This window comes from Paenibacillus sp. D9 (assembly GCF_001188365.1).
GTDB classification, from domain to species: Bacteria; Bacillota; Bacilli; order Paenibacillales; family Paenibacillaceae; genus Paenibacillus_O; species Paenibacillus_O humicus.
In genome coordinates, this window is sequence record NZ_JZEJ01000001.1 from 3,124,363 (window position 1) to 3,140,797 (window position 16,435).

The 16,435-nt window shown below is 61.2% G+C and carries 13 protein-coding genes; 3 read left to right on the top strand and 10 right to left on the bottom strand.

Annotation, left to right across the window (positions count from 1 at the left end; genetic code table 11):
- Positions 1-20: 20 nt before the first annotated feature.
- Positions 21-521 carry a hypothetical protein gene (locus tag VE23_RS27380; protein ID WP_232316945.1) on the top strand — a complete coding sequence of 167 codons (501 nt, stop codon included), beginning with the start codon at positions 21-23 and terminating at the stop codon, positions 519-521.
- A 798-nt stretch (positions 522-1,319) separates the two neighbouring features.
- Here the strand turns inward: VE23_RS27380 and VE23_RS14200 are convergent.
- Together VE23_RS14200 and VE23_RS14205 are read right to left on the bottom strand one after the other, a co-directional pair.
- Entirely contained in the window at positions 1,320-2,234 is a 915-nt protein-coding gene (locus VE23_RS14200; RefSeq protein WP_049868327.1) for an NAD(P)/FAD-dependent oxidoreductase, read from the bottom strand.
- Positions 2,235-2,397: 163 nt separating this feature from the next.
- The gene (locus tag VE23_RS14205) at positions 2,398-3,333 is read right to left on the bottom strand and encodes a M15 family metallopeptidase (RefSeq protein WP_442950537.1); all 936 of its coding nucleotides are present in this window, start codon (positions 3,331-3,333) and stop codon (positions 2,398-2,400) included.
- A 268-nt stretch (positions 3,334-3,601) separates the two neighbouring features.
- Between VE23_RS14205 and VE23_RS14210 the strand changes: the two genes are divergently transcribed.
- Both VE23_RS14210 and VE23_RS14215 read left to right on the top strand, forming a co-directional pair.
- Positions 3,602-4,438: an alpha/beta hydrolase family protein gene (locus VE23_RS14210; RefSeq protein WP_049868329.1), complete on the top strand. Its 837-nt coding sequence runs from the start codon at positions 3,602-3,604 to the stop codon at positions 4,436-4,438.
- Positions 4,439-4,560: 122 nt separating this feature from the next.
- Positions 4,561-5,871 (top strand): peptidylprolyl isomerase, encoded by a 1,311-nt coding sequence (locus VE23_RS14215; protein ID WP_049868330.1) that lies wholly within the window; start codon positions 4,561-4,563, stop codon positions 5,869-5,871.
- A gap of 188 nt (positions 5,872-6,059) precedes the next feature.
- Here VE23_RS14215 and VE23_RS14220 read toward each other — a convergent pair whose 3' ends face one another.
- The 8 genes from VE23_RS14220 to VE23_RS14260 all read right to left on the bottom strand — a co-directional run bounded on the left by VE23_RS14220 (position 6,060) and on the right by VE23_RS14260 (position 16,387).
- On the bottom strand, positions 6,060-7,346 hold the full coding sequence (locus VE23_RS14220) for a PDZ domain-containing protein (RefSeq protein ID WP_049868331.1): 1,287 nt from the start codon (positions 7,344-7,346) through the stop codon (positions 6,060-6,062).
- Between the two features lie 166 nt (positions 7,347-7,512).
- Positions 7,513-8,991 (bottom strand): S41 family peptidase, encoded by a 1,479-nt coding sequence (locus tag VE23_RS14225; protein WP_164763097.1) that lies wholly within the window; start codon positions 8,989-8,991, stop codon positions 7,513-7,515.
- A gap of 322 nt (positions 8,992-9,313) precedes the next feature.
- Positions 9,314-10,489 carry a murein hydrolase activator EnvC family protein gene (locus VE23_RS14230; protein ID WP_049868333.1) on the bottom strand — a complete coding sequence of 392 codons (1,176 nt, stop codon included), beginning with the start codon at positions 10,487-10,489 and terminating at the stop codon, positions 9,314-9,316.
- Positions 10,490-10,505: 16 nt separating this feature from the next.
- Entirely contained in the window at positions 10,506-11,423 is a 918-nt protein-coding gene (gene ftsX / locus VE23_RS14235) for a permease-like cell division protein FtsX (protein WP_048746310.1), read from the bottom strand.
- Positions 11,413-12,099, bottom strand: coding sequence for a cell division ATP-binding protein FtsE (ftsE, locus tag VE23_RS14240; protein WP_049868334.1), 687 nt, complete (start codon positions 12,097-12,099; stop codon positions 11,413-11,415). Before ftsE ends, ftsX begins: the two co-directional genes overlap by 11 nt.
- A 317-nt stretch (positions 12,100-12,416) precedes the next feature.
- Positions 12,417-13,787, bottom strand: a complete 1,371-nt coding sequence (locus VE23_RS14245; RefSeq protein WP_049868335.1) for a DUF4179 domain-containing protein — start codon at positions 13,785-13,787, stop codon at positions 12,417-12,419.
- The gene (locus VE23_RS14250; protein ID WP_232316946.1) at positions 13,777-14,358 is read right to left on the bottom strand and encodes a sigma-70 family RNA polymerase sigma factor; all 582 of its coding nucleotides are present in this window, start codon (positions 14,356-14,358) and stop codon (positions 13,777-13,779) included. The genes VE23_RS14245 and VE23_RS14250 overlap by 11 nt, the downstream gene beginning before the upstream one ends.
- 466 nt (positions 14,359-14,824) lie before the next feature.
- On the bottom strand, positions 14,825-16,387 hold the full coding sequence (locus VE23_RS14260; RefSeq protein WP_048746304.1) for an FAD-dependent oxidoreductase: 1,563 nt from the start codon (positions 16,385-16,387) through the stop codon (positions 14,825-14,827).
- Positions 16,388-16,435 lie beyond the last annotated feature (48 nt).

Below are 16,435 nucleotides of genomic sequence, written 5' to 3' on the forward strand. Positions count from 1 at the left end.
AGTAAAAAAGCCTGTTCCTCGTGCTTGCGCCCGACAAGGAATACATGCTCGGCTGGCTGGTTGCGGCTGCTGGAGCCGGCGCGGTTGGAGCGATCGCTCTCCTGAACAAGATCGGGCGCAGCCTGGGCTACGGCTTGCGTCTGGGCGGAGGGTACGCGATGATCGGCGCGGCGGTCGGGGGACTCGGTCTCCTGCCTCCCGGCGCCGCTGCGCTGCCGGTCCTTTTGCTCGGCCTGCTCCTCGGAGCCGGCAACGGCATGTTCATCATCGCCTTCAATTATTGCCTTCAGAAGGAGACGCCTCCGGGCATGACCGGCCGGGTGTTCGGCATCCAGAGCATGGTCCTCAGCACGGTCATGATCGCCGCTCCGCTGCTCGGCGGATTCCTGGTCGAGCTGGCCGGCCCTCGGGAAATCTTCGGCCGGTTCGGAGTCGTCATCCTTCTGCTCGGCGCAGCCGGAATCCTGCTCAGCCGCTGGCTTTGGCCGGCCGAACAGAAACGCGTGGATGCGGAGGCCTGAAGCTTGAAATCCGAGCCCAGTTTCGCTTCGCAGCCCGGATGGGCCTGCGGAGTGAACCCAAATTCGCTTCGCTGCCGGACGGCCCTGCGGGGTGAACCCAAATTCGCTTCGCTGCCGGACGGCCCTGCGGGGTGAACCCAAATTCGCTTCGCTGCCGGTTGGCCCTGCGGGGTGAACCCAAATTCGCTTCGCTGCCGGACGGCCCTGCGGGGTGAACCCAAATTCGCTTCGCTGCCGGTTGGCCCTGCGGGGTGAACCCAAATTCGCTTCGCTGCCGGACGGCCCTGCGGGGTGAACCCAAATTCGCTTCGCTGCCGGACGGCCCTTCCGATCGCTGTTGCCGCCAGATTTCCTGATTAGATGGATCCCAAAGTGGAAATCCGGCGGCAAAGGCGAACATTGTCATTTCTACAGGGCCATTCCGGATGCTTCGCTCCCGGGATCAACACCAGGTACCATTCCGGAGGCTTCGCTCCCGGGATCAACACCAGATGCCATTCCGGATGCTTCGCTCCCGGGATCAACACCAGGTACCTATTCCGGAGGCTTCGCTCCCGGGATCAACACCAGGTGCCATTCCGGTGGCTCCGCTTCCGGGTTCCACCCCAGGCGCCTTGCTGGTGGCTTCGCTCCCGGGTTCAATCCGTCGTCCTTCCTGCACCAGCATCAGCTTGCGACCAGGCTTCTCTCCAAGCCGAAGAGCAAGCCAAAAAGATCCCTTCCCGGCAGGAAACGGCATGTTGCCGCCAATGTCCACCGATGAAGGGATCTTTCTTTTCGCACAAGAACGATGGCTGCTCATCCACCCATCCGGATAAAATCGATCTCGGCCAGGTCGCCGATGATGCCGACCGCGGCGCGGGTGCCGCTGGCCGCCGCGACGACGATCTGCGACGGCGAGAACCCCGCCGTATCCCCCGCGGCATAGACGCCGGGGACGCTTGTGCGGCCGGAGCCGTCGGCCGAAACGGAGCCGTACGCATCGTGCGCGCAGCCGAGCTGGCTACCGAGCGGCGTGCCGAGCATCCCGTCCGGCGAGGCGAAGCCGCCGCTGCGGGCTATCCGGCTGCCGTCCTCGAAGACGACCTCGCGCAGCTTGCCGCCGCTCCCTTCAAGAGCGGCGATCCGGAGAGAGCTGACCTTCACTCCCCGGCTCTCCAGCGCATGCCTCTGCTGCATGGTCAGATTGGATGCCCCGTGGCTGCATACGAGCAGATCGCGGCTCCAGCCGAGCAGAAGCCGCGCCTGCTGGAACAAGCCGCTTCCCGTCGACAGCACCAGCAGCGGCTGCCCGCGAAGCTCCCAGCCGTCGCAGTAAGGGCAGCTGAACAGGCTTTTGCCGTACATTTCCCGCAGTCCGGGAATGTCCGGGAACCGCTCCTGCAGTCCTGCGGCAAGCAGCACCGTGCGGGCGGCGGCGGAACCCCCGGCTGCGGTAAAGACACGGAAACCTCCATTGACCCTCTCCACCGAGACGACCCGGCTCTTGCTCAGCCGCACCGAAGGATATTGCGCCAGTTCATTGCGGGCGAGGGTGCGGAATTCCTCAGGCGCAATCCCGTCTCTCGTCAGATAGCCGTAGCTGGCCTCCGTCACGGAGTTGCGCGGCTGATGATCGTCGAGCAAAAGGACCGACCTTTGCGAGCGGCCCAGCATCAAGGCGGCGCTCAAGCCCGCAGGCCCGCCGCCAATGATTGCGCAGTCCCAATCCATCCCCCTAAGCCCCCTTCCTTGCTACTCTAACCTTATTAGGAAAACAGCAAGCCTAGAAGGGAACGGCCCGACAAAAAGGCGGAGACGAAAACGGGCTCCCCCGCCTTCATCCCCGCCTTGGCGGATCTGCTTTCTGACTCCGTGAATGCCTTCGTCCCGACGCTTACTTCTGTCCCGTAACCGGTACCGCGGCTCCGTAATACTCCTCCAGCGTGTCTCCGCTTTCAGCAAGCTTGGCGGCCAGTTCCTTGCCTACGAAGCGGATATGCCACGGCTCGTATTTATAACCCGTAATGGATTCCTTGCCTTCGGGATAGCGGATGATGAAGCCGTATTCCGCCGCATGCGCCGCCAGCCACTCCGCTTCCGGCGTACCGCCGAAGCAGCTTTCCGCCGCGCATTTGCCGTCCGTTCCGGACATGTCGATCGCAAGTCCGGTCTGGTGCTCGCTATGCCCCGGCCGTGCGCTGTATTTGTCCGCAGCAGCGACTCCGTCTTTTTTGACATAGTTGTCATACAGCGTTTTTTGTCTCGTTTCCGAGCGGTAGCCCGACACCCCAGCCAGCGAGATTCCGTCTTTCTTCGCACCTGCCACCAGCTTCTCCAGCGCCCCGGCAGCCTCCTTGCGAAGCTTGCGCTTGTCGATCTTTTCGCTGAAGGTGAACGGAATGTCCGGGTAGACGAGGTCATCCGGCACGTAGCCCTTCGGCAGGCGGAACTCCTTGTTGATCAGGGCCGCCACCGTATCGGCCTGGGCCGCAACCTGTTCGGACGGCTGCCCGGAGACAGCGGTTCCTTGTCCATCCTTGTCCCCTGCCGGCTTGTCTGTGCCGCCCTTGGAGCCGGATGGATTCGCCGCTCCGCCTGCATTCGTTGTGTCCCCTGCATTCGCTGCCGCTCCGCCTCCCGCAGCTTCGCTGCCGTCATTGGCTACCGGATCCTGCGACGGCGACGGAGAGGCCGTCTGCACATTTCCAGCAGCCTCGTTGACTGCCGAACCCGTTCCCGGAGCGGAGCTGTCGGAGCAGGCTGCTGCCGCCCAGGCGGTAAGGGCAAGCAGAAGCGCTGCCGCAATTCGTTTGTTTCGGTTTTTCATCATCGTCGTTCCCCTTTGCTGTATGAGATCCGCCTCCCGGCGAGCCTGTCTTAAATGTCGAATGAATGGTTGTTAATCTTCTGAACGATCCCGAAGCAGGAAATGTTTCAGCCTCCATGCCCGTCCTCCATCGTACCAAACTGCAGCGGGGGATGGAACAGGGAGCCGCAGGCGCCGCTGCAGGAATATGCCGCAAGTTCCATTTGAACGAAACGGCTAGGAAGTTTATGCTTAGTTTTGGAAATGCTATAGCTTGAGAGGAGTATGTTTCATGTCCCATCTATTCGTGTCGCCCTTCGAAATCAGGCTTGGCGACGGCGGCATTATCCGCGGCGAAGTGCGTGCGGCCAAAAAGCCGGGAGATCGCCCGGCGCTGTTCCTGGCCCATGGCTTCAAGGGCTTCAAGGATTGGGCTTTCATGCCCTATGCGGCCGAGAAGCTGGCCGAAGCCGGCTTTGTCGCCATCACTTTCAATTTCTCCCGCAACGGAGTCGGCGAGCAGGATTTCGATGAGCTGTCCAAATTCGGCTACAACACCTACACCCGCGAGCAGGCCGACTTGGCGGAAGTCCTCAAAGCCGCGATCGGCGGCAATCTGCCCCACGCGGGCTTGATCCAGCGGGCTAAGCTCGGCATGATCGGCCACAGCAGAGGCGGAGGCAACGCCCTCATCTTCGCCGCCGAGCATCCGCTCATCCGGGCGGCCGCTACCTGGAACGGCATCGCCCGCGCCAACCTGTTCGACGACGCCTTCGAAGCCAAGGCCCGCGAGGAAGGCGTCGCCTACGTCACCAACTCACGGACTCGGCAGGAAATGCCTGTGCGGCGCGAGTTTTTCGAGGATCTGGACGCCAATAAAGACCGCTTCGACATTCCCGCCCGCCTCGCCGGACTCCGGATTCCGGTCTTGATGATTCAAGGAAGCGACGATGCTCCCCGTCTGGTCGAAGGCTTTCACCGCCTGCAGGAAGCGGCGCCCCATCAGCCCGCGATCGAGCTGGAAGGAACCGGCCATACGTTCGGCGCCGTTCATCCTTTTGCCGGCACGACGGAGGCGCTGGAGCAGGCTCTGAATGCCACGATCGACTTTTTCAAAGCCCATTTGTAGAAATTTCATGTTCCGTTAAGGTAACCCGGCATGGATTTTGATATTATTCTCGCAGCAAGCAATATCCAGAATCCATTGCATTCACCACTCTTTGAAGGATACAGAAGGGAGTCAATCGTTTCATGGCAGATAAGGACAAGGATCCCAAGGATCATCTCGATCCGGTCGATCCAAAACAGGACGAGCATCTTACATTGGAAGATACGGCAACGAACGAGGGCGTCGAATTCGCTGGCCGCAGCGGCGACGAGCATCGCGAAGAAACGCTTCAAGCCGAGGATATCGTCGAGGAGGAGCGCGCCGAGGAATCCCTCCGGCAGGCCGAGAACGACGCCGAAATCCATACGGCGGATCCCGAGCGCGCATTCGGTTCGGTGCCGGTCACGGAAGGAAGCGCGGTCAACACCTCCGCTGGAGCGGCTGATCTGCCGCTGATGGACGGCGACGGATCGGGTCCCCGCCGCAGCGGAGCCGCTGCCGGCTGGATGATCGCTTCGCTCCTGCTGGCAGTGGCGCTCGTCATCGCGCTGGTCAGTCTCTTCAACGGCAGCGGCGGCGCCGCATCGGGCGGTACGGTTGCCACCGTCAACGGCGAGAAGATCTCGAAGGACGAGTTGTACGAGGCGATGGTTCCTTCCGCAGGCACGACGGCTCTGGACAGCCTCATCACGATGAAGCTCGTCGACCAGGAAGCCAGCAACAAGAAGATCGAGGTCACCGAAGATGAAATGGCCAAAGAGCTTGCCGACGTCAAGAAGAACTTCGGCAGCGAAAGCGCGTTTAAGGACGCATTGAAGCAGGCCGGCTTGTCGGAGGACGTTCTCAACAACCAACTGCAGATGCAGGTGCAGCTTCGCAAGCTGCTCAAGGACAAAGTCAAAGTAACCGATGCGGACATCAAGAAGTATTACGATGAGAACAAAGCTTCCTTCGCAACCGAGGAGCAGGTGAAAGCCTCCCATATTCTCGTCAAGACGAAGGAAGAAGCCGACGCCATCGAGAAGCAGCTCAAAAACGGCGGCGACTTTGCGGCGATTGCCAAGGAAAAATCGACCGATACCGGCAGCGCGGCGAATGGCGGCGACCTCGGTTACTTCGGCAAGGGCGCCATGGTTCCGGAATTCGAGAAGGCGGCCTTCGACCTTAAGGTCGGCGAAATCTCCGCACCGATCAAATCCGACTACGGCTACCATATCATCAAAGTCATCGACCACAAGCAAGCCTCGACGCCTACGCTGGAAGAGAAAAAAGCGGAGATTACGGAATCGCTTGAATATCAGCAGCTCGGCACCTTGTCCCAGACGCTCATCACCGACCTCCGCGGCAAGGCGACGATTACGAATTCGTTTGAAGAGAAAGAAAATGCGGCCGCCAACACTGGAGCAGCAGAAAACAGCGCCGGCGCCGAAAACGCGGCAGCGAACAACAGCTAGGCAGGCACGCTGGAAAGCAATAAAAAGGCTTCCGGAGCCATCCATGAGGATGGGCTTCGGAAGCCTTTTTTGATTGGTGCGAATGGTGACTCAAGGGGCGCCCGTCCGGCTTGAGCTCATCGGCACGGAAGCGGAAGCGAAACCGCCCCCGCTCAAGCCGAACCGCCAACCGTCCCGGCTTCCCGACGCTACATCGTCGTATCCTTGCGGACACGGCGCCGCGCAGCGCGGCTCCGCCTCAGCAGGCCCAGCACGGATACATGCGCCGGAGCAGCATAATAGCCCGCATCCTCATCGGGAGCCAGCAGCACTCCGAGCTGGTGATGTTCGCCCGCATACCTGGCCCGCTGCAGAAACTTGAGTTGTCCATCGGCATTGAACACTTCCATCCGGCAAAAGGCGGAGTTTATATGCAGTGCAGCATGCAGGTCTTCCTTGGTCCTTACCTTTTTCCCGTTCACCTTGTGGAGCACTTCGCCCGCTTCGAGGCCCATCTCCTCTGCCGGCGTTCCCGGCACGACTCCGAGAATGCACAAGCCCCGCTCGTCATGGACGAAGCGCGGCTGACGCTGACGCTCCCGCATCGATCCAAGCACGATGAGCGCTTCATGAAGCCCGAGGGAAAGCAGCGCTGCAGCCGGCACGAGCGGCTGCGCATATGCGGCACCGAGCGCGGCCGCAGCCAGCACGGCACTGTAGGCGAGCAGCCGGCGCGACGTAAGGCGGGCCTGGAGCTTCGGCAGCTCCGAGCGTGTCAGGTCGGTGAAGCCGATGATGGCCGGAAGCGCGATGACCGTCCAGCCGCCCTCCCATGCGGAGCCGCCGAGCAGAGGCGTCCATGGCAGCGAGGCCGCCGCCGAAGCGGATGGCACCAGCAGAAGCAGCGGCACCGGCCAGTAGCCCTGCAAGGCGTAGCCGCCGATCAGCTTGCCGCGCTTGCCCTCGAGGAACAGCGGCGAGGAGAACCGGGCGCCATCCCGGCGGACGAGCAAAGCCTCGGCCGCATGCAGGCCGGCAACGAGCAGCAGCAGGCCGGGAATATCGAGGTTCTCCAGCGAGAGAGCGGCTCGCCCGAGCCAGCCGCCCGTCCCGTCCGGCAAGCCGAGCAGGCCGCTGAGCCATTGCAGCAGTCCGAGCACGCCGGCGCTATAAGCGAAACAGAGATAGCGGACGCGGACGAGCATGAGCAGGGCGGCCGTCCCCCACAGCCAGAGCGCGGCGGAAGGCGTCAGGCTCATGCCGATGAAGGCTGCGCCAGCCGAGAGGGCGGCTCCAGCGAGCAGGCCGCTCCAGACGGCTCGGCCGAGCAGCTTGGGCCAGGCATGCAGGCGCACATGGAAGAGCTTGCGTTCCGTTCGGGTCTGACGAATATAAGAGAGAATGATCAGCAGCAGCGCAAAATAATAAAACGGCTGGGACAACAGCCTGACGGCCGCTGTCCCGTAATGACGGAGAATCTCCAAGGCCGTGTCCACAGCAAGCACCTCATTTTCAAAAGAATGACTCCCAAAAGCGTACCATCCAGTCGTATTGTTTTCGACAACGAAAGGCCGAAATCCTCCCCGCGGAGAATTTCGGCCTTGATTTGCGCGGCGGCTTCGAGCCGGTGAAAAGGGGCTTCCTGATCCCTGCCGCAAGGGCTTATTGCTTCCGGGCTCCCTTGCCGGAGCGGAGCGCCTGCGCCGCAGCCTCCAGCTGGGTATCGTGGCTGCCGCTGCGCACCCAGTCGCGAACGGCCTTCTCCAGCTTTTCCTGCGTAGCCGAATCGGCCGAGCCGGTCTCCCGGAGACCGCATTGCCGCTGGAACGCCTTCACCGCGGCAGCCGTCCCCTCGCTGTAATAACCGTCTGTTCGTCCGGGCTTGTATCCGAGGCCGACGAGCATCGCCTGCAGCGTCTTCGTGTCCTCGCTGATGGCATCTCTCTGCGGCTCTCCCGACCTCGACAGTCGGGACACCGTATATAAAGCCGGAGGCTTCACCTGAATATCCGGGCGGATGCCTTCATGATGGATCCAGACGCCGTTCGGCGTCAGCCATTTGGCGATCGTCATCTTGACGAGCCCGCCTTCCAGGTTGCGGTCATAGCTGACCTGGACCGTTCCCTTGCCGAAGGAGGTCTGACCGACGAGCACGGCGTCCGCCGACTCCTTCAAGGCGCCGGCCAGTATTTCCGATGCGCTGGCGCTTCCCTTGTTGATCAGCACAGCGACGGGATACGGCTTGCCTTTTCCATTGGAGAGGATCTTCTCGGCGCGCTGTCCGCGCTGCTGGACTTGCAGGATCGGCTTTCCTGCCGGGATGAACGGCTCGGATATCTTTTCCACCACCGGCAGAATGCCTCCCGGATTGTTGCGGACGTCGATTACGAGCCCTTTCAGCTTCCGCTTCTCGAGCTTGTTCAGCTCCTCTGCGAAGCGTTCGGCCGTGTTCAGCGAGAACTGCCGAATCTCGATCAAGCCGACGCTCCCTGGAAGCAGGCGGGCCTCCACGGTTTCCACGTCGATCTCTTCCCGCACGACGGTAACGGTCATCGGCTTGCCGCTGCCGGCGCGCTGGATGACGAGGACGGCCTTGGAGCCCTTTGGACCGCGCAGCTTGGCTACCGCCTCCGAGATCGGCAGGCCTCCCAGACTGATGCCGTTGACGGACAGGATGACATCCTTCGCCTGCACGCCTGCCCGCTCCGCCGGCGACCCCTTCATCGGCGAGACGACGGTCAGCCTGCCCTCTTCCAGGGACACCTCCGCTCCGACGCCTCCGAACGCCCCTTCCACCGTCTCCGAAAACTGCTTGGCTGCGGGAACGTCCATATAGGTGGAGTACGGATCTCCAAGCGACTCCATCATCCCGCTGAGCGCCCCGCTCACGAGCTTGGCGCGGTCAACCGGTTCATAATACTGCTTCTGGATCAAATCGAGCACCGTATTGATTCTCTGCAGCTCTTCCTTGCTGAGGCCGCCGGACTGCGGCTCCGCGGCTTCCGCCGGCTTGGCCGGAGCATGGAGCGGCGCCGGCGCCGGGGCGGCTGCTCCGGCTGCTTGAGGCAGCGCCAGGACGATCGCCGCCGCCGCGCCCAATGCGGCTGTCCTTCGGACCATCCGCAGTGACAATGACTTCATACCGTTCTCCTCCTCGGTTGCTGTTTCGTTCCAGACCTGCATGAGAATTCTAGTATGCGACAACGGCCCGGGTTTTATTTGGCAGCAGCGGGAAAAGAACGGATCCTCCCCGGCCTCGCGGCTTCGGATTCGACCTAAACAGAACGTCTCGAGGAGCAGCAAGCCGCCTCGACGCCGAGCAGGAGCGACGGTTCTCGGGTCGAAAAGCAAGCCGCTCGCATCGGACCGGCAACAAAAAAGCTCCCCGCAAAAGCGGGAAGCTTTTCGACTTCGCAACCCGCCGCCGCGAGAAGAATGCTCGCGGGCGGCGGATGTTCGTCCATTATTTCAAATAAGGCAGCGGATTGACCGGCGTTCCGTCCTTGCGCACTTCGAAGTGGAGATGATTCCCGGTCGAGTTGCCGGTCGAGCCGACTTCGGCAATGAGCTGGCCGCGCTTCACGGTCTCGCCCTTCTCCACCTTGATGCCGCCGTTGCGGATATGGCCGTATATCGTCCACAAGCCGCCGCCATGATCGATGACGACGCAGTTCCCGTACCCGGTCCACCACTGCGCGACGAGCACGACGCCGGATTCGGCCGCGTAGATGTTCGTTCCTTCCGGAGCCGCCATGTCGGCGCCGGCATGGAGCTTGCGCTTGCCGGTGATGGGATGGATCCGATAGCCGAACGGCGAGCTGATGCGGTAGCTTGCCTTCAGCGGAACGCCAAGCTTGCCGCCGGTGTAATACGTCTTGAGCGCGTTTTTCTTTTTGATCAGCGCAGACTCCTTGGCCGCCAGGTCCAGCAGAAGCTGCTCCTGCTCCTCGCTGATCTCGCCAAGCTCCTCCAGCTTGTCGTCGTACGCGGCGATCAGCTGCTGCTTCTCCGATTCCTTGTCCGAGAGCACCTGCTGGTAATCGGCTATCTTCGCGTACAGCCCCTTGACCTCGGTGAGCTGGGATTCCACTTCCTTCTTCTTCTCCTCGACGAGCTCCTTGTCGTGCCGGCGCTCCTCCAGGATGACCTTGTCCTGGCTCATCATCGTATGAAGCGAGTCGAGGCGGCTGAGGAAATCCGCGAAGCTCGCCGCATTGAGCAGAACCTCCAGGTAGCTGACCCTGCCGTTCATGTACGTCATCCGGATCCGGGACTGCAGGCGGTCGTCCTGCTTGCCGATCCGCTTCTCGGCATCATCGAGCTCCTGGGCCGTCCGCTGCAGATTTTCGGTCGTGTCGCGAACCTCGTTCTGGACCTGGCTGAGGCGGGTGCCGACGGTGTCGATCTCCGCCATGACGGTTTTGAGCGATTCCGCCGTCTGGATCTTCTGCACCTGCACGGTCTTGGCATCCTTCTCGGCCTGGTTGCGGTTATGGGAAGCGGCCTGCATCTGGTCGCGGACCTGCTTGATTTGCTTGTTGATCTTGTCCACCTGCGAGGCCGCCTCTCCCCCCGCCGGAAAGACGGTCAGGGCCAGGACAGCCGCAAGACAGGCGAGAATAACCCTGTTCTTCTTCATCTGCGCTTGCATCCTCCTACACTTTCAAATAACGGCGTACCGATAATACGCTGCCCCATACGCCAAGCAGCGTGCCGATGCCGATCGTAAGCAGCGCGATGATCGGAGCGGCCTCCTGAATCGTGACGAGCCTGATGCTCATGAGGCCCAGCTCGAACTCGGACTGCTGGAACAGCTCCCGGTAGCCGAGCAGGATGACGGCGGCCGTCAAGGCAGAGGAGAAAAATCCGATAAGCGCGCCCTCAACGAAAAAGGGCCAGCGGATAAACGCATTGGTCGCCCCTACCAGCTTCATGATTCCGATCTCCCGCTGGCGGTTGATGATCGTCGTCTTGATCGTCGTGGCAATGAGGAACATGGCTGTGACAGCCAGTCCAGCGACGAGGATCAGGCCGATGTTGCGCACGGCGTTGGTCACCTTGAACAGCGTCTCCACCTGTCCCTGGCCGTACTTGACCCGCAGGAACGGGGAAGGATCCTGCCCCGCGCCGAGCGCTTCGATCTGGCCGGCTGCGGATGCGATCGTCTGCGGATCGTACACTTCGATGACAAAGGAAGCGGGAAGCGGATTGTCCTCGCCTTGATAGTCCTGCAGCAGCTGCTTTCCGTCGCTGCCCATCATCCGGCTCATTTCCTCCAGATTCTGCTGCTTGGTCCGAAACTCGACGCTCTTGACCTCGGGGATATTGCGGATCCTGGTCTCCAGCGAATCGATCTGCTGCTGCGCCGTGTCCAGCTGCAGGAAGGCGCGGATCTCCACCGTGCTCTCCAGCTGGTCGGCCAGCTTGTTGACGTTGAGCGCGAGCAGGACGAAGACGCTGAGGATGAACAGGGAAATGAAGATCGAGCTGATGGAGGCGAAGCTCATCCAGCCGTTGCGGAAGATGTTCCGCACGCCTTCGCGCATGTGGCGCAGGAGGGTTCTAGCCTTCATAGCCGTAATCCCCTCTCAGCTGGTCGCGCGCGATGACGCCGTTCTCGATGGCGATGACGCGCTTGCGAAGAGAGTTCACGATCTCGCGGTTATGCGTCGCCATCACGATGGTCGTGCCCCTGAAGTTGATTTCCTCCAGCAGGTTCATGATGCCCCAGCTCGTCTCGGGGTCGAGATTGCCTGTCGGCTCGTCGGCCACGATGACGCTGGGATTGTTGACGATCGCGCGGGCGATCGCCACGCGCTGCTGCTCGCCGCCGGAGAGCTGAGCCGGCAAATGGCCATGCTTGCCGCCGAGGCCGACAAGCTCCAGAACTTCCATCGTGCGCTTTTTCATCAGCTTGCGGGGAGCTTCGATGACCTCCATCGCGAACGAAACGTTCTCGTAGGCGGTGAGCTTCGGAAGGAGGCGGTAATCCTGGAAGATGACGCCGATGTTGCGCCGCACATAAGGAATCTTGCGCGGCTTGAGCTTGCCTATATTGAAGCCGTTCACGAAGAGCTGCCCCTTGGTCGGGTACTCTTCCCGGTAGATCAGCTTCATGAACGTGGACTTGCCGGCGCCCGAAGGCCCGACGATGTACACGAAGTCATTGCGGTCGATGACGACCGAGATCCCGCGCAGCGCATGCGCGCCGTTGGGGTAGGTCTTCCAGATGTCCATCATTTCAATCACGGGTGTTCTCACATCCTGTCTGTTTTCCGCTTATGAATGTTCGACAGAAAAGGCTTATTTCCTCTCCTGCAGGAAGGGATTTCCTTAATTTTCACAATTCTCATCTGCATGTCCGGTCCGCAGTACCGGATTCGACAACCATCCCTTTGCCGCCTTGTCGAACAAGGGAGAGAAACTCCCTCTCTTTACATCGGTAAAAGAGCAACGATTTGTAGATAAATGTCGAGAAAACCTTATATGTCCCGCCAAAAAAACAACAAAAGGCACGGCGCGCCGATCGGCGTTCCGTGCCCCGCAATTCCGCTGCTGCCTCGCAGTCAATCCTGATCCCAAACCCCGGACAATGAGATCGGGATCCGGTATGGTCGCTCGATATAATTCGGATAGCTGCCGATCGTGAACGTGAGCGGCTGCTTGTAGGCGCCCGCCTTGTACTTGAACGCCAGAGTCTGGTTCGTCTCGTCGGAATTCGCGCTTACCGAGGATCCCAGCTGCTTGTCTTCATGCCGGCTTCCGCTCCCGTCCACGAACGTTCCGTCCAGCAGATTGTAGCTCATGTTGTCGTCCTTGCGGCCCGTATCCAGATGGAACCGCAGCTGCAGCTCCCCGCCGCTCTCCGTCGATCCCAGCAAAGTCACCTTGTCGTCCGGAGCCTTGAGCAGCAAGCCCTTCTCCGTGTCGATGACGATCTCATTCTTGCCCTTATCCAGAGCCCGGAGCCAGGTTCCCGTCAAATACAGAGCCTGCGGCTTGCGGAAGTAGCTGCTCTGGAAGGTGAAAATGGTCCGGTCGGGATCGTTCGTCCCGGAGCTCATGGAGGGAACGGACCATTCCTTGCCGGCATCGTCCACCAGCTTCATGTCGCCTCCGCCGAAAATCTTCATCGTATTGCTCTTCGCAAAACGCGCTTCGATTTTGATCGTAAGGGGAGAGATGACGGCCCGCTCGAAGATGATCTTCTGTCCGGCGGCTTCCAGCGTATAGTCCATCGGGACGGAGCGGGAATGACCCCCGAACTTCGCGGTGTCTACCGCGAACGCCACCTTGTACTTCTGGCCGCGGAGCGTGAGCACGACGCCCAGCTTATCCGGCAGCGGCTCCTCCTTGCTGAACAGAATGGAGATGTTCTCCATATTCTCGGAACCGTCCGCTTGGCCCGTGACGTTCCCGGATGAGCCGTAGCCGACCTGCAGTTGCCGGTCCGTCCCGTCCGTCAGGCTCAAATCATGCAGCTCGACCTGTTCATCGGAGCGCAGGCCCTTGATGCTGTACAGCAGGTTCATCCGGAACTCGTCCGCGACGATGCCCTCCACGGTGAATTTGAGCCCGCCATGCTCATCCGACAGCCCTACCTTCTGCATGTAGTCGTTATCCACCGCGTCCAGAATGGATTGGTCGTTGGCATACTGTTGGCGGATCGCGTCCACCAGCGGGGCCATTCCCGGAATCTGCCTCACGGCAGACGCGAATGCCGGGGATACGCGGATCGTCACGAGACAGACGAGGAGCAGGAGGCAGGCGGCCGAAGCGGCATAAATTCTCCGGCGGACCGTCCTTCGCCTTCCCCGCTTCCTTTCCTTGCCGGCTGCAAGTCCCTCCCTAATCGCTGCGTCCGCCCGTCCTGCGAGAACAGGATCCATCCCCCTATCTTCGGCCAGAACGGAAAAGTCCGGCTGCTCATCCTTCATCCCGCGCCTCCCCCTCTCTCATCCATGCTCTCAGTTTCGCCAGCGCCCTGTTCAGCCAGGTCTTCACCGTGCCCTCCGGCTTCCCCAGCAGCCTGGCGATTTCCGTCAGCGTCATATCGTCGTAGTATTTGAGAATGACGACCTGCCTGAGCTTCGGCTCCAGCTCGGCGATGGCCTCCTCCATCCGCAGCCTGTCCTCGATTCCAGGCATTCCGAATTCCGCAGCGGGAGCCTCGGGCAGCCATTCGGCCGGTCTCTGCCTGCGGCGCCGCTTCTGCTCGTCGATGCAGACGTTCATCAGAATCCGGATGAGCCAGGTTTGGAAATAAGCCGGTTCCTTGAGCTTGCCCAGCTTCATGTACGCCCGCAAGGTCGTCTCCTGAATGGCTTCCAGCGCCGCTTCCTCGCTGCGCAGATAGGCCAGGGCGATCCGCAGCAGCCGATCCCGCGAATTGCCCATCAGCTGCAGGAAGGCGCCTTCGTCGCCCGCGCGGGCTTGGGCGGCCAACGCCGCGGCGCTGTCCTTTGCTTTTGCTTCCGATAAAACCGGTGTCGTCGTTATGTCGTCCAAGCCCTTCCCTCCCTATCTCCGCATTAGACTTCGAGCGCCGTCAAACGGTTTTGACCGCAGCAAAAAAAAGCCGGCTTCGGGCTGGCTTGCCGTGGCGGCCTGCAGCATTCCCCTGAGACAGCGGCTTGCCGCGCTTTCTTCTCCGCGTCTCCTTCCACTGACGCGCTCCCTCATACGGACAGCATGTCAGCGGAGGAGGATAGAGCCTGTGCGGAGCCATATCCGTGAATTTCCTCGAAAATAAGGTCCGCAGGCCGAGGATGAGGCTGCCATTGAGCCTTATTTTCCAGCAATGCGCAAGCGAACGCAAATAGGGCCCGTTCGGAGCCCTATTGCTCTTCTATCAAACCAGGTGCGCTAAAAAAAGAAGAAGCTTCCCCTGGGTCATGCTCGTGACCCAACGGACAGCCTCTTGAATTCTCTTCCGAGCCGTCCAGCCGGCAGAGGTCGGACGCTTGCCCGGCAATCAGCCCTGCTCGACCTCCAGCTGCTTCAGCGGCTGCGTCGCCGGTCCCTCCAGCACGGTGCCGTCATAGCCGAAGCGCGAGCCATGGCACGGGCAGTCCCACGAGCGGTCCCCGGAATTCCACCTGCACTCGCAGCCCATATGCGTACAGGTCGTATCCACGACATGCAGCGCTCCTTGCGAGTCGCGATAGGCGCCGGCGCGCTTGCCCTTGACCTTGACGACGGCGCCCTCGTCCGGCTCCAGCGAATCCGGCGTCCGGGACGGAGCGTCCAGCTTGCCGGAGATAAGCTCCCCGGCGACGTTGGCGTTCTGGGCCACGAACGTCTTGAGCGACGGATCGGCCTTGAAGCGCGAAGGCTTGAACAGCTCCAGATGCTTGCTCTGGCCGTTCGCGACGAGATCGTTCACGATCAGCGCGGCGAGCGTGCCGGTCGTCATTCCCCATTTGTTGTAGCCGGTGGCGATGAGCAGATTGGGATGCTTGCCCGTGATCGGCCCGATGTAGGGCACTTCGTCGAGGGTGACGAGATCCTGCGCGGACCATCGGTATGGAATGCTCTTGGCTCCGAGCAGAGAATCTCCGAATTGCTCCAGCGCCTCGAAATGCTGGATCATCGGAATGCCCTGGCCCGTCTTGTGGTTGTCTCCGCCGACAAGCACGACCCGCTTGTCTCCCAGCTGCGCCGAGCGCAGCGAGCGGACGGTGCTGCCCGCGCTGATGAACATGCCGCCCGGGAAAGGCTTCTCCGGCTCGACCGCGACGATGTAGGAGCGCATGGCATGCAGCCGGGAGAAGAAAAAGCCGCCGCCGTCCGTGAAAGGGAAATGCGAGGCCGAGACCGCCCAGCTGCAGGAAATGGTGCCGCCCGCTTCCGTCTCCACCTGCAGGCGCCCGTTGTCGTCCTCCTTCACCTTTCCGCTCGCGGTCGTATTTTCGTATACCTTGAGCCCGTGGCGCTGCGCTTCGGCCAGCAGCTTCTTCAAGTATTGCAGCGGATGGAACTGCGCCTGGCCCGGCAGCTTGATCGCGCCTTTCTCCGACAAGCCGTCCAGCGGAAGCTTGTCCGTCCATTCGCCCGGTATGCCGATGGTCTGATAGGCTTTCCACTCCGTATGCAGCTGCTTCAAATCCGCATCGTTATCGGCATAAATATAGGCGTCCTGAGTTTCCAGACCGCAGTCGATGCCGAGCTCCGCCACGATTTGCGTCATCCATTTCAACGCCTCGTCGTTGGCATCGAAATACTGCTTGGCCTGCTCCTTGCCGAAATGCTGCAGCAGCTTGTCGTAGATCATGCCGTGCTGGGCTGTGATTTTGGCGGTCGTATGTCCGGTCGTCCCATCCAGAAGCCGGCCCGCCTCCGCAAGCACGACCTTGAGCCCCTGCTTGCTGAGCAGGTAAGCCGCCGTTATCCCCGTGATGCCGCCTCCGATGACAGCCACATCGGCTTCCACGGTGCCGCGCAGAGATTCGAATTGCGGCAGCTCCTCCGTTGCCCTCCACATCGATTCCGGGTAGCGGGGAAGCTTACTGGATGAAGAAGGATTGCTGTTGTCCATGATTGAACCTCCCATAGGCTGGATTTCCTATTTCTTTTATTCCCACAA

Bases quoted from the DNA above. Each gene is read 5' to 3' on its own strand.
- VE23_RS14200 (WP_049868327.1), bottom strand. From the start codon at position 2,234: ATGGATTGGGACTGCGCAATCATTGGCGGCGGGCCTGCGGGCTTGAGC.
- VE23_RS14205 (WP_442950537.1), bottom strand. From the start codon at position 3,333: ATGATGAAAAACCGAAACAAACGAATTGCGGCAGCGCTTCTGCTTGCC.
- VE23_RS14210 (WP_049868329.1), top strand. From the start codon at position 3,602: ATGTCCCATCTATTCGTGTCGCCCTTCGAAATCAGGCTTGGCGACGGC.
- VE23_RS14215 (WP_049868330.1), top strand. From the start codon at position 4,561: ATGGCAGATAAGGACAAGGATCCCAAGGATCATCTCGATCCGGTCGAT.
- VE23_RS14225 (WP_164763097.1), bottom strand. From the start codon at position 8,991: ATGAAGTCATTGTCACTGCGGATGGTCCGAAGGACAGCCGCATTGGGC.
- VE23_RS14230 (WP_049868333.1), bottom strand. From the start codon at position 10,489: ATGAAGAAGAACAGGGTTATTCTCGCCTGTCTTGCGGCTGTCCTGGCC.
- ftsX (WP_048746310.1), bottom strand. From the start codon at position 11,423: ATGAAGGCTAGAACCCTCCTGCGCCACATGCGCGAAGGCGTGCGGAAC.
- VE23_RS14245 (WP_049868335.1), bottom strand. From the start codon at position 13,787: ATGAAGGATGAGCAGCCGGACTTTTCCGTTCTGGCCGAAGATAGGGGG.
- VE23_RS14260 (WP_048746304.1), bottom strand. From the start codon at position 16,387: ATGGACAACAGCAATCCTTCTTCATCCAGTAAGCTTCCCCGCTACCCG.